Below are 20,274 nucleotides of genomic sequence, written 5' to 3'. Positions count from 1 at the left end.
GACCGCAAGGCCAGAGTAGAACAGTTGTCTCAACTGTTCCGTCGGGCAGCCCTCAAAGGCCAGGCATCGTCGGCAACCAAGTCCACTGCCAACCGTTCGCGTCACGCGACTCGACGACAGCAACGGCCCACGCAAACATTTGGGGACAAATGTTCTACTCTGTTTCCCACGACAGCCCCGTCCGGGGCGAGGACCGCGAGGCCAGAGTAGAACAGTTGTCTCAACTGTTCCGTCGGGCAGCCCTCAACAGCCAGGCCTCATCGCAACCAAGTCCACTGCCAACCGTTCGCGTCACGCGACTCGACGACAGCGACGGCCCACGCAAACATTTGGGGACAAATGTTCTACTCTGTTTCCCACGACAGCCCCGTCCGGGGCGAGGACCGCGAGGCCAGAGTAGAACAGTTGTCTCAACTGTTCCGTTGGGCAGCCCTCAACAGCTAGGCCTCATCGCAACCAAGTCCACTGCCAACCGTTCGCGTCACGCGACTCGACGACAGCAACGACGGCCCCATCCGAGGCGACCTTTTGTAGTTGCGTCCAATGTCTCGGGGCTTCCGCCCCGAGCTAACCAAGTCGGCCCCGTCCGGGGCGAGGACCGCAAGGCCAGAGTAGAACAGTTGTCTCAACTGTTCCGTCGGGCAGCCCTCAACGGCCGGGCCTCATCGCCACCCAACCCATTGCCAACCGTCCGCGTCACGCGACGCGGCGACAGCAACGACGGCCCCATCCGGGGCGACCTTTTGAATTTGCATCCAATGTCTCGGGGCTTCCGCCCCGAGCTAATGAAGTCGGCCCCGTCCGGGGCGAAGAGAGCGAAGCCAGAAACAGCCGAAACGACCAACACTATCCCGCACGAAAAAACAGCAAAATCCGATCAGAGCGAGATCAAAAACGCTTTCGCGAAATCACGACAACTCTTTTTTCAGCTTTGCGTCGGCAGCGTTCATCTCGTCCTGCGACTTGAATTCGACCACGATCGTCTTCAGCCGAGAGGTTTCGCCCGCGACGATCGCCACACGGCCCTTGCTGACGCGCAACCATTTCGCAAGCGAAGCGATGACCGCTTTGTTGGCTTTGCCATCTTCGGGCACCGTGTGAACCGACACTTTCAACGCTCCGTCGTGCAGCCCACCCACGGATGCCTTCTTCGCTTTGGGAGTGACCCGCACGCGAAACTTCCATGTCAGTCCTTCGCACTGTCGGTCCAGCGCGACATTTGATTCACTCACGGCGACTCATTCACCTTCTGTCTTCGAGAAATTGGCTGATCGACGTCCCAGGTTGCCATAACGGTGATAGTCGTGCGAGATCGATTGCTCGTTCAAGTACCGCAGGCATTCGATGCGACCATGATCCACGACCGGTTCATCAATGACCGTGATGAAGTTTCGCCCACAAACTCGACGAATCGATTCTTTCGCGGGCGTCAGTGTTCGCATCCGGCTGACACCACCCGCTTCCACTCGCTCGACCAGTTGTTCCACGGACTCATCGATCGGATCGATCAAACCAGGCAACCAATCCGCCGTGGTTTCGAGCATCGCTCGCATCGACCGATCCAGTTCCGACGACAAAGAAAGCGTGAACTGAGTCCCGACGCACACCGCGGCAGATATGGCCACGATCGCATCGACAATGTCATCGCCTTGCTCGATTCGAACCGTCATCCCGTTCACCGATCGGTAGCGACGAATGTTGTCTTGGCCAACCAACTGATAAGTGTCGTGCTCCAATGCAAAATCCGTCGCGTTGGCGATCTCTTGCGAGGTGATCGCGCGTTCGATTCGGAACTTCTGGGCATCCCCCAACATTTCCTCGGAGTAGCGACCACGCTCGATCCAATCTCGCATGCGATCGAGCTGATCGTGCGAAGCGTCCACCTCGTCCGTGGACGGTTGCCAATCGCTCTGATGCGTGACGCGAGAAAGTGCGAGCACGTAGTTGGGCCCGCCGGCTTTGATCCCTGGTCCGTACGCGGAAAGACCGACGCCGCCGAATGGTTGTCGCAACACAATCGCACCGGTCGTTGGACGGTTGATGTACAGGTTGCCAGCAGGAATGGATTCTCGCCAGAGTTTGATTTCGCGATCGTCCAAACTTTCCAAGCCGCTGGTCAAACCATAGCCGGTCGAACGCACAATCTCGATCGCTTCTTCCAATCGCCCGAATCGCATCACACCCATCACAGGTCCAAACAATTCGGTCGTGTGAGTGAAGCTACCGGGCTGCACGTCCCACTTCACTCCAGGGCGATAGAGCGTTGGATTGCCATCGATGCGTTCGGACATCACCAACCAAGACTCTCCACTTTCAAGCTCTTGCAAACCACGTCGCAGTTTGTCAGTCGGTGGATCGACCAATGGAGTCACTCGGGTGTGCAAATCCCATGCAGAACCGACGGGCAAACTCCGCACCGCATCCGCCAACGTTTCGCGAAATCCGGGGTCGTCAAAGACTTCGTTTTCAAGCAACAACAACGACGTGGCGCTGCATTTTTGCCCGCTGTGCCCAAACGCCGAGTGCAACACGTGCTTGATCGCCAAGTCGCGATCCGCCATCGCGGTCACGATCGTGACATTCTTGCCACCGGTTTCAGCTAACAAGTGCAGGTCGGGGCGAACATCCAACATGCGCTTCGCGGTCGATGTGCCACCGGTCAAGATGACGGTGTCGACGATCGGATTTTTGACCAACCACTCCTCGGCGACTTCGTCGTCACAAATCACGAACTGCAACGCGTCACGAGGAACCCCCGCATCCCAGAACGCTTGGCACATCTCCCAAGCCGGCAACAAGGTTTGCATCGATGGTTTCACAACCACCGGGTTGCCTGCGGCGATGCCCGCTGCGATGCCACCGCAGGCGATCGCCAGAGGGAAGTTCCAAGGTGTGATCACGGCAACCACGCCGCGTGGTTCACACTGGATCCCAGCGCACTCGTCCCAGGCCTTCATGGTCAGCGGATAGAACTCCAAGAAATCGATCGCTTCGCTGACTTCTGGGTCTGCTTCAGCAACCGTTTTGCCCGCTCCAGCCACCATGCTGCCGATCCAATCCCCACGTCTCTCGCGAGCCAATTGGGCGACCGCACGCAGGATCGTGTGGCGTTCTGCGACCGGAAGATCTTTGGCCCATGTCGACTCACTGGCCGCCTGAACGGCGGACTCCACCGCAGCGGAAGTCGCTTTTTTGTACCGGCACGTCACGACACCAGGCCGAGAGACATCGTCAGTGGTGAACCATTCGGCAGAAACCCGGTCGTCTCCTTCGAGCGAGTCCGCAGCGGGCAAACCCACCAACACGGGAGTCACGCGGATCGCTTGCTCATCGCAAAGTGGTTTCCAACGATCCAAGGTCTCTTGTGCCCACGTCGAGTGGTGGGGCAGCGACCAATCGGTATCGGGTTCATTCACGAACTGCGTCCAGTGCTCCGCCGCAGGTGGCTGCACAGGAGTCTGGTGTCGGTTCTGCGTCCGTCGAGGCTGGACCGAGACCGTCTCGCAATCCAACAATGCATCCTTGAATCGACCTGCCAACAGATCAAAGTCCGGCGTGTTGGGCTGCAATCGATAGGCATGTCGCAAAAAGTTTTCGGCGCCCGTGTTTTCATCCAAGCGACGAATCAGATACGTGATCGCATGCAAGAAGTCGGATTTGCGGCAGGCCGGTGCATACAGCAACATCGCCGCATCGCGTTCGGTCAACGCGCGACGTTGATGGTTGGCCATGCCCTCCAGCATTTCAAACTGGACCGAATCGGACGCACCCAAACGTTGCGTCCAGATTTTGGCCAGCGCCACATCAAACAGGTTGTGGGAAGCCACCCCCACGCGAAGATTGCCTGCCGCCGCAGCGATGAGCAATTCCTTCAACATCCGTTTGAAGTTGGCATCGGTGTCGTGTTTGTTCGTGTACGGAGCCACCTGCCAACCACCGACGGAGGCATGCACGCGTTCCATTTCGAGGTTGGCGCCTTTGACCAAACGAATCGTCAGCGGCGCACCGCCAGCAGCAACTCGTTTCGCCGACCACTCGATCAGATCACGCATCACCAAGCAGGAATCCGGCACGTAGGCTTGCAGTGCGATCCCGGCCTGGACCGATTCCAAGTCATCGCGTTCCAAGGTCTCTCGCAACACGTCTGCGGTCAGGTACAGATCGCTGTACTCTTCCATGTCCAGGTAAACGAACTTGTCCTTCGCCTTGGAACCATCGTCCATGTGATTGGCGTTGCGGTACAGACGCTCCAATCGATCGGCGACCATCCGGATCGTGTGATTCCGGGCCAGCGGCGATACCTGGCTGTAGAGGGTGGTCAATTTGACCGAGATGCACCGCACCTCCGGCATGCGAAGCAACTCGCAGAACGACTGCATCCGTTTGCGAGTTTCTTCATCGCCCAGCATCGCTTCGCCGAGCAAGTTCACGTTCATTGCCACGCCGTGACGTTGGCGGGATGCCAAGTGCGGAGTCAATAGATCTGGTTCCGCAGGCAGAATCACATTGGCCGTTTCGCGGCGCATCTTTTCTTTGACCAGCGGCACGGCCACACCGGGCAGGTACTCGCCAAAGGACTGAAACCCTTTCAGCATGGCTTGTTCGACCGGGCTGAAAAATCGTGGGATGCCCTGCAAATCCAGCAGGTGAGTCATCTGGTCCGCCACACGGGCTGGCGTGTGTGTACGGAAAGCCTGGTCCGTCATTTCGACCAGGGTGGCCTTGTCAGCATCGTGGCCGATCATGCGATCCAGCTCAGATTGCTGGCGGCGTTCCTGCGGCGTCTGGAGCGCTCGCGATTCCCGCAACAGATCGGCGGCCAGTTCAATCGCGGCGGCAGCATCTTGATGGGGATCGAAATCCTGCAACGTGGACGAGGAGGCTGGTTCAGGCTGATTCAAGACACGATCCTTAACAAGAATTTTTCGCAGAAACGAAGATCTAACAAACGAGGTTCGCCTAGCGCCCATTGACGGCTAAACTTTCTCAACTTGCAACCGCCTGTTTTCACAGCGAATTCTCAATGGCATTCCGCCGCGACCCAAAGACGCCTGCAATGACGACAGATTTGCCGCAACATGTGTTCCATTTACGTGTTCGCTACGACGAATGTGACCCGATGGGATTGGTTCACCATTCGAATTATTTGCGATATTTCGAAATCGGCCGCACTGAATTCCTGCGCTCGACGGGGGGGCGGTACCGCGAAGTCGAAGAAGCCGGGCTGTATGTCGTGGTCGTCCACATCGATTGTCGCTATCGTGCCTCCGCACGTTATGATGATGAAATTCAGATCGTGACCCGAATCGCGAAGATCACGGCAGCTAAAATCATCCATGAGTATGAAATCCGCCGTGGCAACGAACTGCTCGTGCAAGCGACCGTGACATTGGCGGTGATTGATAAGAATGGTCAATTGCAACGTGTTCCCGAAGCATTGTTGACCTGAAAACCTCTTTGACTCCTTCCCTCCTGGTGCCCTCCCAATGCGTCCTGACCAACCCGCTCGATCGATCAGCAACCGCCGCCAGTTCCTTCGCCGTCTGGGAACGACATCCGCGGTCGGATACGCCGCGTACTTGGCTCATCAAGTCAGCCCCTCCCCGCTGAGCACCGATGCCAACGGATTGCTGGGGCAGGGCAGGGCACTTTGGGCAGCCGAACAGAACGGAAACGCCGCCCCAACCAGCACCGGCTATCTGAAGCAGTCCCTGAAAGCTGGCATGATCCGAACTGGGAAGTCGGACGCCGCCAACCCTTGGATCGAGCGATTCCGAATCGCCAAAGAAGCGGGATTCGAAGGCGTGGAACCGAACACCTCGCCCGGCATGGACGTCCAAGCCATGGTCGCCGCCTCCACGGAAACCGGTTTGACGATCGACGGAACGGTCGGTGGCTACCACTGGGGCACAACGCACACCAGCCCTGAAGCTGCGACTCGTAAGAAAGCTCAGCAGTTGCTCGAGGAGTCGCTGCAACAAACCGCCGACTTGGGAGCGGACACGTTCCTCATCGTTCCCGGTCATGGCAAAGACGGCACGGCCGAAGAAGTTCGCCAGCGCGCCTTCGAAGCCCTCGATCGCGCCGTTCCTCTGGCCGAGAAACTGGGCGTCAAAATCCTGATCGAAAACGTCTGGAACCATTTCTTGTACGACCACGGGGGAGACGAAAAGCAATCGGCTCAGCCTTTGGCGGAGTTCATCGACTCCTTCGACACACCTTGGATCGGTGTCCAATTCGATCTGGGGAATCACTGGAAGTACGGCGACGTGGCCGAATGGGTGACAACGCTGGGACACCGAATCGGCAAACTGGACATCAAGGGATTCTCCCGTGAACAAGGTCGCTTCACCGACGTCACCGAAGGCGACATCGACTGGGCCAGCGTCCGCAAGGCACTCGCAGGAATCAATTTCCAAGGCTGGGTGGCCGCCGAGGTCGGTGGCGGTGACGCTGAACGACTGCAGAAGATCCACGGCCAAATTGAATCGGCACTGCACTGCACCAAAACGCTGGCGCAAATCAAGGCAGAGACCGCGTGACAGCGTCGCAGCCAGAGGATCGAACCGACCAAGTTTCTGAGACGTCTTCCGCGGAGGCAGCCCCCGCGGAAACAGAACACGTCAGCGTGATGCCAAATGAGATCGTGCATTGGGTTCGAGAAATCAACCCCACCACGATCATCGATGGCACCTACGGTGGCGGTGGGCACACGCGTTTGCTGGCCGATGTGCTGGCTGATGCCGACACCGCATCCGGTACACCACGCGTGATTGCGATTGATCGCGATCCCGCGGTGGTTCGGCGTGATGAGCAGAAGGCTTGGATCCAAGACGACCCGCGAATCGAATTGTTTCTGGGCAGCTATGAAAATTCGCCCAAGGCACTCGATGCGTTGGACCTGACGCACGCCGATGCTTTGGTGCTGGACTTGGGTTTGTCCAGTGATCAACTGGCCGACCGAAACCGGGGGTTCACCTTCACGATCGAAGACGCGGAACTGGATCTGCGGTTCGATCCTGAAAATGGTGTTCCGGCTTATCGCTGGCTGCAACAACACAGCGAAAAAGAAATCGCCGACGCGATCTATCAATTCGGCGAAGAACGATTCAGTCGCCGCATCGCCAAACAGATCGTCTTGCGAGCCCGCGAGCGCAACCCGGTCACCCAAGTCGGCGAGTTGGTGGAGATCTGCCGTCGCTGTGTGCCCCGTTCACGCAACCACGACATCCATCCTGCCACGCGAACCTTCCAGGCTCTGCGGATCGCCATCAATGATGAACTCGGCGGGCTGACGCGAACCCTGCAGTCCGCTCCCGACTGGATCGCGCCCGGCGGACGAGCGGTCATCATCAGCTTTCATTCGCTGGAAGATCGCATTGTCAAAAATGCATTTCGAGAGGACGACCGCTGGGAAATTCTGACACGGAAACCGCTGCGCCCCACCGAGGAAGAGGTCCAAGCGAACCCCCGCAGTCGCAGCGCCAAACTCCGAGTCGCCAAGCGCGTCTAGCGTTCGCAGAATTTCGGAGGTATCCAACGTCGCAAGCATACCTTCGCTCTTCTGAACAAGGAGTTCGTGCAGCTTTGGCTCCCCCGCCCCTGGCGGGATCCGAATCAGTGCCTAATGAAACGAGATTTAAGAACCGCAAGACCGCTTTCCTAGCGAAGTTCATGAATATCGCCCCGGCAGGGGCCATCGTCATTAGCTCGGGGTGTGAGCCCCGAGACCGAACTCGCTCACGCGTCCAGCTTCCATTTTTGGGTCGACGGGCTTGGAAGCCCATCGTACGAGAAAGCAACCCCCGGCTACCATCTGACATCCCTACCAGGACGAAGAAAGACAGACGCCGAGAAGAAAGTTTGCACCCGCTATCAGAACACCAATCGCAAACATTTCGCAGTCCAGGCCCGGCCGTTGAAGGCTGCCCGACGGAACAGTTGAGGACAACGGTTCTACTCTGATGCTCGGCCGCCGTTCGCTTCGCTCATGCACCTGATGCCACCTCACTCGCCGCGAGAGATGAGCCAGCCTTCAGGCGGCGGTGGCAGGTCAAACGCGTTGTGATAATCACGCTGACGCAGTTCGATCCAAACCAGAGTCTCTTCCGCCAGTGACTTGTTCGCCGGTGAAAAAGCCGACCGGCGGACCGCCTCGGAAATGCGGTCCTTGGCTGTGGTGAAGTCTTGCCGGGCTGTCGCTGCGATCGAAGTGTTGATCAGCGCCGCTGGATTTCGGGGATGAGATTCCAACACTTGATTCCAAACCTGTTCCGCCATTGGCCAATTGCCCGATCGAGCCAACTCATTGCCGCGCCGAATCGCTCGGCTGCCCGGCAGCATGCGTGGGGAGGCCAACGCGACTTGTTGACGATCAACGCTGGCGGCCAGCAGTCGCTTGGTTTCTAGAACTGCCGCACGACGGGTTCGCTCCGCCAGATCAGGAACATTCATCAGTTGCGGGTAGCGTCGTGAGATCAAGGCTTCGTCCACCGTGATCGGCATCCCGGCGGATTTCGTGCCGGGCTGCAAACCGGTCAATCGCCAAGAGAGGCTGACCTTGTCTTCACGCTCTTCGTGCCCAGTTGCTTGCAAGATTTCGCCATGCAACAGGTATCGCAGCCCTTGGCGTCTGGCGGCGGAACTGACCGCCATGTCGCTCGGTTCTTCCTCGAACCCCGAGACCAGCCGAATGGTTGCCACCCCCTCCAATTGATCCGCTGCGATCAATTGCCAACGAGTAGGCGGATCGGCCAACAGAGCTTCTTCGATCGGTTCCGTCCATTCATCAGGGCCCGAGATGCCCATGAAAGCGACTTGTGTTGGCTCCACAGACAATTCCGGAGGACGCCAAACATGGACGGGAGCCACGGTTTTGCAACCAACCAGTAGAAACCATGCAGCGCATACCCCCAGCCACGCACCTCGAGACACCCAAGGTGAGGGCCAACGTCGCTCGATGGGAATCGCCGAGCCTAGCATGCGGAAAATAGGGTTCCTTCCAATTTGAGAGCCGGATCCAGGCAGAAAGGGATCCGATCTGGACGGTAGCCAAACAGAACGCTTCGCAGCAAGTTATCTTGTGTGAACTAGACTTAGAATCTGTCCGTGAAACTCGTTCTCGCCCCGCGTTGATTTTTGTATGGCTTCGTTGTTCGTCATTCGAGGACGTGACCAGGGAAAACACTTCCAGCTTGCGTCCACCGTCACCCGACTGGGACGGGAATCCAGCAACAATGTGCAGTTGCTCGACAACGAGGCCTCCCGCAGTCACGCCGAGATTCGCGGCGATGGAACCGGCCGTCGCTACGAACTGGTCGATTTAGGCAGCAGCAACGGAACGCTGGTCAACAACCGCAAAATCACGCGGCACGTTTTGACCAGCGGCGATCGGATTGAAATTGGCTCCACGCTGCTGATCTTCACCGGAACGGGCAACGTGTCCGCCCTCGATGCAGCTCACGGCGTCGACATCGTTCGCCAAGTCCGCGGGGGCGACGCCAGCAACATCGTTTCCTCGCTGTCTCGAGAAGGGGTCGTCTCGCCGTACTCACCGGAGGGAGCCTCCTCGGCCGCTGTCCCCACCCCCAAGCCAACGTCCGCGGCCACGACACTGCCGCCACCGATCCCGCCACCAATCGAAATGGGATCGGATCCATCTCGCACTGCAGGACAGAATTCGTCGGTCGTCGCGCCCGAACGAACCGGGCAATTCCACGGACCACCTGTTATCGGTCGACTCGATGCCGACCGATCGCTCGAAGTGATGTACTTGACCGCCATCGCCGTGGGACGGACCGATGATCTCGACGAGGTTTTGGATCGAGTCTTGAAACTGGTCTTCGACTGGGTCGAGGCTGATCGCGGATGCATCATGCTTCGCGACCCAGAATCCAAACGACTGACTCCCGCGGCCAGGTGCGACCGAGACTCGGCGACCGACGCCCCCCAACCCAACCCCTCGTCCAAATCCCACGACCGGATCCAGATCAGCCACACGATTTTGGATTATGTGCTGCAACACAAACAGGGCGTTCGCACCAACGACGCACTGGACGACGAACGATTTGATTCCGCCGCATCGATCGTCCAAGGCGGCGTACGCGAAGCTCTCTGCGTTCCGCTGCAAGGTCGCTACGAAATCGTTGGCATGCTGTATGTCGACACCTACACCACGCCAGGGGAACTGGTTCGCAAGGGCGGGGCAACTCGCTTCCACGATGAACACCTGCGGTTGATCACCGCGGTCGGACACCAAGCCGCACTCGCCATCGAGGACACGTTCTACTACTCCGCACTCCTGCAAGGCGAACGCTTGGCCGCGATGGGCCAAACCATTGCGACGCTGTCACACCACATCAAGAACATCCTGCAAGGCGTTCGCGGTGGCAGCTACCTGATCGAATCGGGTTTGCAGAAGGATGACACCGACGCCATCCGTCGTGGTTGGTCCATCGTCGATCGCAACCAAGAACGAATCAGCAACCTCGTGCTCGACATGCTGACCTTCTCCAAGGAACGTGACCCGGTGCTGCGAGAAGGCAACCTCAACGAGGTCGTCCATGACGTGGTCGAACTCATGCAGAGCAGGGCAGGGCAGGGCGAAATCGAACTGGTGTCTGAACCGGAAGACACGCTGCCGATTGCCACCTTTGACGGCGAAGCCATTCACAGAGCGGTTCTGAACTTGGTCACCAACGCGATTGATGCGGCTACCAAGAGGGTGCTGGTCAAAACATTCTACGATGCCGCTCAAGGCTGGATCGTTGACGTCGAAGACGACGGCGAAGGCGTCCCCGAAGAAGACCGCGAACAAATCTTCTCGCTGTTTGAATCCAAGAAAGGTGCTCGCGGAACCGGGTTAGGCTTGCCCGTCAGTGCCAAAATCCTGCGTGAACACGGGGGCTCGTTGACCGTGGACGATTCGCCCAGTGGCGGAGCCCGCTTCCGAATGATCCTGCCTGCCACCGGCACCGACATCAACGAACTCTCACGCAGCGAAACCCAAGCGTAGGGGCTGTTGAGCAGGTCGGCAGGAGTGATCGGGTGCAACGAAGTGAGCCGTTTGGGCGTTAGCCCCGGTTGTACGTGGGAGCAACGACGCTACCCAAAAAAAACTAAATGCTGAAAGACTCCTGCCGAACTGCTTAGAACGGCGTGAAGAGCATCGGCAGTCGCGGAGCACGTTCGAAAAATAAGTGGTGGCTGGCGTCTGGGTTTCGCCCCGGATGGGGCCGTCATGCTTCGCTCGGGGTGGAAGCCCCGAGAGACCGATGCCGGAAAACAAACGGTCGCCCCGGATGGGGCGAGGATCGCGAAGCCAGAGTAGAACAGTTGTCTCAACTGTTCCGTCAGGCAGCCCTCAAAGGCCAGGCCTCGTCGCAACCAAGCCCACTTCCAACCGTTCGCGTCACGCAACTCGACGGTAGCGACGACCCACGCAAACAATTGGGGACAATGGTTCTACTCTGGTTCAGCAACACTTGATGGGGGATACATTCCGCTGCGCCCAATGGTTGTCTCTAAAACTCCAACGAGTCGAAGAACTCCGAAGGCTTGTCCAGCTCACTCTCATTGGAAACGGGCTCGCGCTGGCCGCCGACCAGGTCTCGGATCTCTGAGTAAGGCGAATACATTGCCACGATGAGATTTCCATTGTGCACAAAGATTTCGCACGCCGATCCCTGAATCCCGCCCATCCCTGACTGCATGGTGCCGGCCATTCCATCCACGCCCGATCGAGTGACCGGGTACTGATTGGACAACCGGATCATCATGTCCCGCAACAACTCCTCAATGGGAATGTTTTGTCGAATGGCCGACGGCAACTGGGCCACCACCAGCGAATACTGAGATCCGGTTTCCTTCCGTCTTCCCGTGAGCTCATGAACGGTCGTGCCTGGAAACTGCTGCGACTTGTCTCTCCGGTCTTCACCGGCAGGCATGCTGACGGTGTAGCCTTTGTACGTCACCGAAGTCCAACCGCTGTGACGCGAATTCAAGTATCCGATCGCGAAGATCCCTCCCGCACACAACACGACGCTCAGCACGCCGAGCCCAACGATCGTGCTGATGATCTTCAGAGCGGCGTTCGATCCTCCACCCCGTTTCTTCGCAGGTTTGGGTGGTTGGTAAACGGTGACCGGCCCCGACGGACGAAAGACGGAGCTCGGCGGTGCCGCTGCTGAAGAACCTGAACTGGGCAGGTTCTCGAACAAGTTCTCGGGAGGAACACTGATGGGCACAGCCGACGTGGTGGGAGCACGAACCGAAAGCATCAGCTCGCACTTCGGGCACTTCACCTTCAACGCCCCCGTCGCGACGGGAAGCTGCAAGGTCGTCTTGCAGCGAGGGCACACAATGCGATGTCCAGTCATCGAAACTCCCACGTGGTCCATCACGCGAGGAGTGATGTGACTGTCAATCAGGTTCTGACTTCAGTCTAACCCAAGGCAGCAGCGAGTGCTTCTCGCATCACCGGCAGCACGCGGTCTTTGACCTCATCAAGGGTGCCTTCCAAGAACGCCCCCGCAGCGGCTTTGTGGCCACCGCCACCGAACTGACGAGCGACCTCGTTGCAATCGACCCCACATCGGCTGCGGAAGCTCAGTTTGAACCCACCCCGCACCTGTCCAACAAAAATCACGGCGGCTTGGGTGCCACGAATCGCCAAGGTCAAGTTGATCGCATCTTCGGTGTCGTTGGGTTGCGCGCCGCACAACTCAAAGTCTTCTTTGTGGACGGAGGTATAAACCAGTGTGCCATCCATCTCGGTGGTTGTTCGAGAAAGAATCAATCCGCGCAGTTTCAATCTCCCGAGCGTGTCGCGTTCATAGAGGTCCCCGTACACCTCACTGGGGACCACGCCCGCATCGATCAAACGGCCGATCGTTCGATAGGTGTCCGACGTGACACTCGGGAACCGGAACCAGCCCGTGTCCGTCGCAATGGCTGCGAACAAAGGTGTCGCCATCGTTCGCGTCAGCGGCACGTTGAGCGCGTCCGCGGCCTGCACCACCAAATGACCGGTCGCTTCAGACTGATAGTCTTTGTACATCCTCGCCCCCAGTTCATCCTCACCCACGTGGTGATCCAGCACCATCTTGTCCGCGCGAGACGCACGAATGACATCGCCCATGTCACCCAGTTGTGCCCACGCACTGGTGTCCAGAATCATGATGCAGTCCGCTTTCACATCTTCGGCTTCGACGGAATCGCCCAGCACTTCGATGTTGCCGGCAGGATCCAGGAACGACAAAGCAGGCGGAGTTCGGTGAGCATTGATGATGCGAACATCTTTCCCAACCGTCCGCAACACCTCTGCCATCCCCAGCTCACTGCCCAGAGCATCGCAATCGGGTCGAATGTGGCTGACCAAAACAAACGATTGATAGTGTTGAATCTGGTCGACGAACGCTTTCCAGTTGACTCCCACGAGCGGATCTTTCATTCAAGAATGTGAGGGCAGAGATGAAACCGTCTCTCGAACGGTTTGCAAATCCAATTGCAGTTGTTGTTTTAAAGCGGAGACGCTGGCAAACTTTTGCACGCTCCGAACTTGGCTCACCAAAGTCAGCGTGAGCACTTTGCCATAAAGATCACCATCGTAGTCGAGCAGGTGAGCTTCGATCTTGGTTTCCTGGCGTTCATCAAACGTCGGGTTGGGGCCGATGTGAACCGCGGCAGGATGGCGGGTCCGGCCATCGGTTTCCTCCCAACAAGCCATCGCCGCGTACACGCCGTGCTCCGGAATCAAGGTCTCGACGCCGCTCAAGTTCGCGGTGGGGAACCCCAGCGTTCGACCTCGTTGCTCCCCTGTCGTCACGGTGCCAGTCAAACAGTACTGACTGCCGAGCATCTGATTGGCCAGTGGAATGTCCCCCGATGCGATGGCCTCACGCACTCGTGAGCTGCTGACCAGGCGTTCGTCACGAACCGATGGCACCACAATTTCGACGTCAATTTGACGTTCTTCCGCCAACTCTTTCAGACGAGTTGTGTTGCCAGCCCGATCGCGTCCGAAGAAGAAATTCGGTCCTTCAATGATCGCTTTGCCCGACAATTGTTCCACGATCAATCGCTGAAAGAACTCTTCCGCGGTCTGGTTCAAAAATTCGCGAGTCGCCTCGCAGACCAGCAAATGATCGATCCCCAGCTCGGACATCAGTTCCGCCCGGCGGGGCAGGGTGGTCAGTTTGGGTGGCGCCCCGTGAGGCCGCAGCACCGACGCGGGGTGCGGGTCCATCACAATCGCGATCGCTTTGCCGCCGACCCGTTCGGCATGCTGTCGAACCCGATCCAGTAAAGCCCGGTGTCCCAGGTGAACCCCATCAAAGTTGCCGATGCTGATCGCGCCCCCTTGAAGCGATTGATGCAGGTCGGGGTCGCCCGCGAGGTCGCTCAAGTGGATCAGGGAGGTCATTCAATCGGGGCAGGGCAGGGGAGGAACCAAAAGGAATCAGGCGATGCGTGCTCAGTATGCCTGATTCACCTCGATTTCGTCAGATCCCATCGCGTTCACTCGCCTCCGTCGTGATTTCATCCGCGACGATTGCCAGTGATTCCAAAACATGCACCGCGGTCATGCCAGCGAGACTGACCCGGGCCGCCGCCTCATCACCACCGCGGCCGTGAATCCACACCCCTAGCCGCGCGGCATCGGAACCGCTCAGCCCTTGCCCCAACAGAGATGTCACCACCCCGGTCAGCACATCGCCGCATCCAGCGGTCGCCATCCCAGGATTGCCCGTCGTGTTTTGCCAAATGGAACACGTTTGACCATCCGTTTTCGAAACGACGTGCGATGGCCCGCCTTTGACGACGATGGTCAGTCCCAATCGCCTCGACAATTCCTCCGCCGCCTTGAGCTGCGCAGCGACGTCGTTTGCGGGAGCTCCCGTCAACCGTTGCAATTCACCCGGGTGCGGCGTCAACACGCAAGCCGCGTCCTCGCTGCTTCGCTGAAACCGGTCGTCACGCAACCAATCCTGCTCGGCAATGATGTTCAGCGCATCGGCGTCCAAAACCACCGGCAGATCTTTTTTCGCCAGCAAACCTGCCACGATCGTGGCTCCCCCAAGTCCCGTGGTGATCCCCGGACCACATCCGACGGCGGCTTGAGCGGGCAAGAGATCCCGCAACGATTCCCACGCCGAATCAGCAAACTTCGGCCCGTCGTCCGGCATCCCATGAGTCATGATCGCGGGATGGAATCCTGCGACGCAGTCCAAAATGCAATCCGGAACCGCCGCGGCGACCAGTCCCGATCCGGTGTGCAGCGCCGCGATGGACGACAACGAGATCGATCCCGCCATGCCGCGTGAACCACCGACCAACAACACCCGACCAAAATTGCCTTTGTGGGCGGACACGTCACGACGTGGAATCCGCAGCGGAGGTGGGTTGGTAGACTGAGTCAAAATGGTTGGCGTCACAACGGATGACATTTCATGCTCGGGGATTGTCGATCGTGGCAGGCAGATGAAGATCAACGTATCAATCAGAGAGTCACCAATGCAAACGACGTGCAAAGACCGAGCGGCTCGAGGGATCCAAGTTCACGTTGCCGTTTTGATTGCCGGCTCCGTCACCACCGCCAGTTCCGTGGATTCGTGATGCCCGCTCGATCGCCACCTCTCTTTGCCATGCCGCCCACCCCGCTTCGTCGAATCCTGCTTGGCCTCGCCGTGTTCCTGATGATCTGCACGGTCGCGATCATTGCCTACGTGCAGATGGGATGGACGCTCAGCGACGCGATTTACATGGTCGTGATCACGATCTTTGGTGTCGGCTACGGCGAAGTCAAACCGGTCGACACCCCCGCATTGAGAACGCTGACCATCGCGATCATCGTTCTGGGATACGGCGCGGCCATCTACACCGTCGGCGGATTCATTCAGTTTTTAGTCGATGGCGAACTCCAAAGCCTCCTTAGGAATCGAAAAATGAGCCAAGGCATTGCTAGTCTCCGAGGGCACACGATCGTGTGCGGTTTCGGGCGAATGGGCGTTCGTGTTGCCGAAGAACTTCAACAACTTCACCAACCGTTTGTGGTGATCGACGAAAGCGCATCGCGAGTCGAACAAGCCCAACAAGCTGGGATGCTGGCCATGGTCGGCAACGCCACGGACGAAGACACCCTGCTGGCCGCCGGCATCCGTCACGCCCGTGGTTTGGCCACTTTGCTGCCCAACGATGCAGCCAACGCCTTCATTTGTGTGACAGCGAGAGACCTCGCCGACACGGTCGAGATCGTTTCGCGAGCCGAAAACCATTCGGCTCAAAAGAAACTGATCCGCTGCGGAGCCAACCATGTCGTGATGGCGGCCGCGATCGGTGCAATGCGAGCCACTCAGCTGCTGATCCGTCCCACGGCCTCTGCGGTGCTGGAATCTCACGGGCTATCACATGGGATCAGCGAAGAGTTGTCCGCGATTGGATTGAGTTTGGAGGAACTGCGACTGAGCAGCAACTCATCCTTGATTGGCAAACCGCTCGATGACATCCAAGTTCGCGGCAACCGAGGTTTTCTAATTGTGGGGGTGAAACGCGGCGAAGAACCGATTCAGATGAACCCCAGCGGAAGCTTGATCCTGCAAGCCAATGACATTGTGATCGTGGTCGGGCATCAGAACGACATCACCGAACTGTGCTTGACTCACCAGGTGCAGCGGCAAGCCACTCTTGATCGAGGCGTGAAAGGCTGATCAGAGCCAGCGCCCCAGACGCCTCACCGGATCATGCTTCTTCGGACGAATCATCCGCAGCGGTTGCTTCCGCCTTCGCGGTTGCGATTCCACTGGCGATCAAACCAGCCAAGTAGCCGCCTTTGAAGCCCGCGTCGATGTTGACCACCGCCACATTCGCAGCACACGAAGTCAGCATGCCCATCAACGGGGTCAGCCCGGCAAAATTGGCTCCGTAGCCCGTGCTGGCGGGCACTGCGATGACCGGTGTTGCCACGTGTCCAGCCAGTGCGGCGGGCAGGGCACCTTCCATCCCCGCGACCACCACAATGGCGGCAGCGGATCGCAATCGAGGGACCGCGGCCAGCAATCGCTGCGGCCCAGCGACGCCGATGTCTTCAATCCGTTCGCAGGCAATTCCCATCCAAGCCAAGGTCTCGGCGGCTTCTTCGGCCACGCTTGCATCCGTGCTGCCGGCGGTGACGACGGCCACGTGAGTCGAGTGACCTTCGATGCCGATCGGCTCCAAACTCTCGTCCCCACTGCCAATTCGCAGCGTGTGAGCGGCGGGGTTGTACCGCGTGTTTTCGAACACTCGCCGCAACTGAGCCGCCGCGGTCGCATCAATTCGTGTGATCAAGCACCCTTGGCCGGCCGCGATCTGGATTTGCACGATCTGAGTCATCAGATCGGTTGATTTGCCTTCTCCGTAGATCACTTCGCCAAAACCACAGCGAGCTTGGCGGCCCAAATCCACGGTCGCGCCGGGCAAGGCTTGCATCTCGGCGGAGGCCCCCAGCGAACACGCCTGGATCGATTCCACGGCGGATTCCACGTTGGTTTGACCCGCAGCGAGGTCCTGCAAAATTTGAAGCAGGGCAGGGGAGGGCGGCTGATTGGAGGGTGGGTTCATAGCGTTCTGCTTGACTTTCCGGCCAGGATCCTTCTGACCGTCCTTGCGTGTTTCGCACCGGACAACTTAAATGCGAGACCTTCAAACATAGCCGATTCCCCCGCATTTGGATGCAGATCTGAGATGAAAAGTTGTGTGCTAGCCTATTCCGGTGGTCTCGATACGTCCGTCATTCTGGGCTGGCTCCAGGACCAAGGCTACGAAGTCCACTGTGTCTACGTGGACCTTGGGCAGCCTTGTGAGGACCGCGACGCCATCATGGAGAAGGCTCGCACCTGCGGGGCCAAGTCGTCTCGTTTGGTGGATGTTCGCGAAGAACTGTGCCGCGATTTTGCGTTCCCCGTGCTGGCATGGCAAGCCAAGTACGAGCAAATCTATCTGCTGGGCACCTCGATCGCTCGCCCACTGATCAGCAAGGTTTGCCTGGAAGTCGCTCGCGAAGTCGGTGCGACCGCCTACGCTCACGGAGCAACCGGCAAAGGCAACGACCAATGCCGCTTCCAACTGGCTGCCGAAGCTCTCGACCCAAACATCGAGATGATCGCTCCTTGGCGAATCAAATCGTTCCGCGACGCCTTCCCAGGCCGCACCGAACTGATCGAGTACTGCGACGTCAAACGGATTCCCGTCAAAGCCTCGACCGCGAAACCGTACAGCAGTGACGAAAACGTCCTGCACATTTCCTATGAAGCTGGCCAACTGGAAGAACTCGACATCAACGGCGTGGAGCTGGTCGAATTCGGCATGGGCGTTTCGCCACAGGATGCTCCTGACAAACCAGAAGAAGTCACGATCGGCTTCGAATCAGGGGTCCCCAAAACGCTCAATGGGAAAGCCGTCAGTGCCCTCGAAATGGTCGAGTCGCTCAACGACATCGCCGGTCGCAACGGCGTCGGTCGGATCGACATGGTGGAAAACCGATTCGTCGGCATGAAAAGCCGCGGCGTCTACGAGTCCCCCGGCATGACCGTGTTGTACGACGCGTTGATGTACATCGAGCAACTCACCATGGACCGCGACCTGATGCACCTTCGCGACCGCATGGCTCCCGAAGTTGCCGAGTTGGTTTACTACGGATTCTGGTACACACCCAAGATGGACGCACTTCTGTCGTTCATCGAAACGGCTCAGCGTCCTGTGACCGGCGAAGTCACGCTGCAGCTCTACAAAGGCAACATCATGGTGTCTTCGCGAACCAGCCCGAACAGCCTGTACGACGAAGAAATCGCGACCATGGAAGGCGGCGGCACGTACAACCAAGACGACGCCGAAGGGTTCCTGCGAATCCAAGGGTTGCCTTCGCGAGTTCAGGGCCGCGTTTCACCACGCAAGTTCTGATTCACTGACCAACCGACTCAAGCGTCCGCGAAAGCCGCTGCCAATCAACGTCGACGGCGAGGTTCATCCCTCGCCGTTTTTCGTTGCGCACAGCTCTGGCTGGATGCTCGTTTGCCTCCCAGCCACAAGCATTCCCGTTGCCGAGGTTGTGCTGTTTTATTTCACCCTCCCTTTGGGAGGGTCGGCCCGCTTCGGGCCGGGGAGGGTTACGCGCTGGTTCCGATGCTCGACCCTCCCCTCGCTTCGCTCGACCCTCCCAGGGGGAGGGTGATGGTAAACGCTTGGCAACGCAGCATTTAAAAACTGCACGACCTCTGCCTGCGTGGAGGTCGCGCGATCAACGTTCCGCCGATGCCCATTCGTCCAGCACGTCGTCCGGCAACGGCTCGCCTCCCGCAGGCGAGATCAACGCTTGAACCGTCAGCGGTGGAGTTGTTTCGGGCAAGAAGTACCCATTGCCTTCCACGGTCGCGACACAAACACCGCCTTCCGTGGCCCCGCCCAGGCCTTTCCCTGAAGGTGGGTTGATCGCGCCGCCAATCGAAGCCACATCCAAATCGTAGGGTTCCATCCACGACTGGGTCATCGATTGCATCTGCCCCTCGACCAGCAAGATTGTCTTGGTCGCTCCATCGGTCACTTGCCTTGGCCCGAGTGGTCCGGTGCTCGGGAACAGCGTTCCAGATCCGGTCACCAAATGATAGACGGTGCCGGTCCCCCAACCGCTGCTCTCAGGATGCCGGTAGACCGTCGGCGTTTGACCGTAAACCAACGCTTGGTTTTCACCTTCATTCCAAGCCACCTCTTTGTCGATCTGATTGAACAGGGCGTCTTCATCCAAGTAGGGCAGGATTGTCACTCGCCATGAGTGCAACTTCCGCCCAGCCCCATCCGTTGTGTACGGGGCAGGGTAGACCCCATGGTCAGCGGCGTACGCATTCAGGGCGGAAGCGATCTTTTCCATGTTCTTGATGCTGCTCAGCCGTTGACGGCCCGTGCGAATCTTGGTGGCTGTCCGACTGCCAACCTGGATCGCAGCGATCAGACCGGCCCCCACCAGCAACAACGCCAATCCAGCAGCAACAAACCAAATGGCCGACTTCTTTCGCTTCCCAGGCCGATTCGCTTGCGATCGCACACCAGCGAAATCAGGCATCCTGATTTCACGCCCGCAGACGACGCAGTCGCCCGTGCGTCCGCTGAACTCATCTTCCACCTCTGTTTGCGACTGGCAGTGTGGGCAAGTGAACAGAAACGTCATACGATCCTTTCCAGCAATTCAATGATGCACCGCGTGTGCGTCCAGCCACCAATTTAGACCATCTCGCCACGACCTGG

15 protein-coding genes are annotated in these 20,274 nt (G+C 58.6%); 6 read left to right on the top strand and 9 right to left on the bottom strand.

Going from position 1 to position 20,274, the window contains the following annotated elements; translation table 11 throughout:
* Window positions 1-908: 908 nt before the first annotated feature.
* Both PSR62_RS07145 and PSR62_RS07140 read right to left on the bottom strand, forming a co-directional pair.
* Complete coding sequence (locus PSR62_RS07145; protein ID WP_443217372.1) at window positions 909-1,232, bottom strand: DUF167 domain-containing protein; 324 nt, start codon at window positions 1,230-1,232, stop codon at window positions 909-911.
* A 6-nt stretch (window positions 1,233-1,238) separates the two neighbouring features.
* On the bottom strand, window positions 1,239-4,901 hold the full coding sequence (locus tag PSR62_RS07140) for a bifunctional proline dehydrogenase/L-glutamate gamma-semialdehyde dehydrogenase (RefSeq protein WP_443217370.1): 3,663 nt from the start codon (window positions 4,899-4,901) through the stop codon (window positions 1,239-1,241).
* Window positions 4,902-5,056: 155 nt separating this feature from the next.
* Between PSR62_RS07140 and PSR62_RS07135 the strand changes: the two genes are divergently transcribed.
* The 3 genes from PSR62_RS07135 to rsmH are packed head-to-tail and all read left to right on the top strand — an operon-like array spanning window position 5,057 to window position 7,513.
* On the top strand, window positions 5,057-5,449 hold the full coding sequence (locus tag PSR62_RS07135) for an acyl-CoA thioesterase (RefSeq protein ID WP_274407108.1): 393 nt from the start codon (window positions 5,057-5,059) through the stop codon (window positions 5,447-5,449).
* Window positions 5,450-5,486: 37 nt separating this feature from the next.
* On the top strand, window positions 5,487-6,542 hold the full coding sequence (locus PSR62_RS07130; RefSeq protein ID WP_274407107.1) for a sugar phosphate isomerase/epimerase family protein: 1,056 nt from the start codon (window positions 5,487-5,489) through the stop codon (window positions 6,540-6,542).
* The gene (rsmH, locus tag PSR62_RS07125; RefSeq protein ID WP_274407106.1) at window positions 6,539-7,513 is read left to right on the top strand and encodes a 16S rRNA (cytosine(1402)-N(4))-methyltransferase RsmH; all 975 of its coding nucleotides are present in this window, start codon (window positions 6,539-6,541) and stop codon (window positions 7,511-7,513) included. Before PSR62_RS07130 ends, rsmH begins: the two co-directional genes overlap by 4 nt.
* Window positions 7,514-8,007: 494 nt before the next feature.
* On the opposite strand, the gene PSR62_RS07120 is transcribed toward rsmH, so the two are convergent.
* Complete coding sequence (locus PSR62_RS07120) at window positions 8,008-8,808, bottom strand: tetratricopeptide repeat protein (protein WP_274408183.1); 801 nt, start codon at window positions 8,806-8,808, stop codon at window positions 8,008-8,010.
* A gap of 334 nt (window positions 8,809-9,142) precedes the next feature.
* Between PSR62_RS07120 and PSR62_RS07115 the strand changes: the two genes are divergently transcribed.
* Window positions 9,143-11,014 carry an ATP-binding protein gene (locus PSR62_RS07115; RefSeq protein WP_274407105.1) on the top strand — a complete coding sequence of 624 codons (1,872 nt, stop codon included), beginning with the start codon at window positions 9,143-9,145 and terminating at the stop codon, window positions 11,012-11,014.
* A 508-nt stretch (window positions 11,015-11,522) separates the two neighbouring features.
* Here the strand turns inward: PSR62_RS07115 and PSR62_RS07110 are convergent.
* The 4 genes from PSR62_RS07110 to PSR62_RS07095 form a co-directional block, all read right to left on the bottom strand.
* The gene (locus tag PSR62_RS07110) at window positions 11,523-12,377 is read right to left on the bottom strand and encodes a hypothetical protein (RefSeq protein WP_274407104.1); all 855 of its coding nucleotides are present in this window, start codon (window positions 12,375-12,377) and stop codon (window positions 11,523-11,525) included.
* A gap of 65 nt (window positions 12,378-12,442) precedes the next feature.
* Window positions 12,443-13,435: a DHH family phosphoesterase gene (locus PSR62_RS07105; RefSeq protein WP_274408182.1), complete on the bottom strand. Its 993-nt coding sequence runs from the start codon at window positions 13,433-13,435 to the stop codon at window positions 12,443-12,445.
* A gap of 15 nt (window positions 13,436-13,450) precedes the next feature.
* Window positions 13,451-14,422, bottom strand: a complete 972-nt coding sequence (locus PSR62_RS07100; protein WP_274407103.1) for a bifunctional riboflavin kinase/FAD synthetase — start codon at window positions 14,420-14,422, stop codon at window positions 13,451-13,453.
* A gap of 79 nt (window positions 14,423-14,501) precedes the next feature.
* Entirely contained in the window at window positions 14,502-15,446 is a 945-nt protein-coding gene (locus PSR62_RS07095) for an NAD(P)H-hydrate dehydratase (RefSeq protein ID WP_274407102.1), read from the bottom strand.
* Between the two features lie 168 nt (window positions 15,447-15,614).
* Between PSR62_RS07095 and PSR62_RS07090 the strand changes: the two genes are divergently transcribed.
* Window positions 15,615-16,706, top strand: coding sequence for a potassium channel family protein (locus PSR62_RS07090; RefSeq protein ID WP_274407101.1), 1,092 nt, complete (start codon window positions 15,615-15,617; stop codon window positions 16,704-16,706).
* A 31-nt stretch (window positions 16,707-16,737) separates the two neighbouring features.
* On the opposite strand, the gene larB is transcribed toward PSR62_RS07090, so the two are convergent.
* Window positions 16,738-17,598, bottom strand: a complete 861-nt coding sequence (gene larB / locus PSR62_RS07085; protein ID WP_274407100.1) for a nickel pincer cofactor biosynthesis protein LarB — start codon at window positions 17,596-17,598, stop codon at window positions 16,738-16,740.
* A 123-nt stretch (window positions 17,599-17,721) separates the two neighbouring features.
* Here larB and PSR62_RS07080 point away from each other — a divergent pair, with 123 nt between their 5' ends.
* Window positions 17,722-18,936: an argininosuccinate synthase gene (locus tag PSR62_RS07080; RefSeq protein WP_274407099.1), complete on the top strand. Its 1,215-nt coding sequence runs from the start codon at window positions 17,722-17,724 to the stop codon at window positions 18,934-18,936.
* A 337-nt stretch (window positions 18,937-19,273) separates the two neighbouring features.
* On the opposite strand, the gene PSR62_RS07075 is transcribed toward PSR62_RS07080, so the two are convergent.
* A complete protein-coding gene (locus tag PSR62_RS07075; protein ID WP_274407098.1) occupies window positions 19,274-20,197 on the bottom strand; it encodes a DUF1559 family PulG-like putative transporter in 924 nt (307 codons plus the stop codon).
* Window positions 20,198-20,274: the final 77 nt, after the last annotated feature.

Origin of the sequence: Rhodopirellula sp. P2 (assembly GCF_028768465.1) — a bacterium.
In the GTDB taxonomy this organism is placed as follows: domain Bacteria; phylum Planctomycetota; class Planctomycetia; order Pirellulales; family Pirellulaceae; genus Rhodopirellula.
Note: the sequence above shows the minus strand (reverse complement) of the source record. Positions and strands in the feature narration are given on the sequence as shown.

Bases quoted from the DNA above. Each gene is read 5' to 3' on its own strand.
- PSR62_RS07135 (WP_274407108.1), top strand. From the start codon at position 5,057: ATGACGACAGATTTGCCGCAACATGTGTTCCATTTACGTGTTCGCTAC.
- PSR62_RS07130 (WP_274407107.1), top strand. From the start codon at position 5,487: ATGCGTCCTGACCAACCCGCTCGATCGATCAGCAACCGCCGCCAGTTC.
- PSR62_RS07120 (WP_274408183.1), bottom strand. From the start codon at position 8,808: ATGGGCATCTCGGGCCCTGATGAATGGACGGAACCGATCGAAGAAGCT.
- PSR62_RS07115 (WP_274407105.1), top strand. From the start codon at position 9,143: ATGGCTTCGTTGTTCGTCATTCGAGGACGTGACCAGGGAAAACACTTC.
- PSR62_RS07110 (WP_274407104.1), bottom strand. From the start codon at position 12,377: ATGACTGGACATCGCATTGTGTGCCCTCGCTGCAAGACGACCTTGCAG.
- PSR62_RS07100 (WP_274407103.1), bottom strand. From the start codon at position 14,422: ATGACCTCCCTGATCCACTTGAGCGACCTCGCGGGCGACCCCGACCTG.
- PSR62_RS07095 (WP_274407102.1), bottom strand. From the start codon at position 15,446: ATGTCATCCGTTGTGACGCCAACCATTTTGACTCAGTCTACCAACCCA.
- PSR62_RS07090 (WP_274407101.1), top strand. From the start codon at position 15,615: ATGCCCGCTCGATCGCCACCTCTCTTTGCCATGCCGCCCACCCCGCTT.
- larB (WP_274407100.1), bottom strand. From the start codon at position 17,598: ATGAACCCACCCTCCAATCAGCCGCCCTCCCCTGCCCTGCTTCAAATT.
- PSR62_RS07080 (WP_274407099.1), top strand. From the start codon at position 17,722: ATGAAAAGTTGTGTGCTAGCCTATTCCGGTGGTCTCGATACGTCCGTC.
- PSR62_RS07075 (WP_274407098.1), bottom strand. From the start codon at position 20,197: ATGACGTTTCTGTTCACTTGCCCACACTGCCAGTCGCAAACAGAGGTG.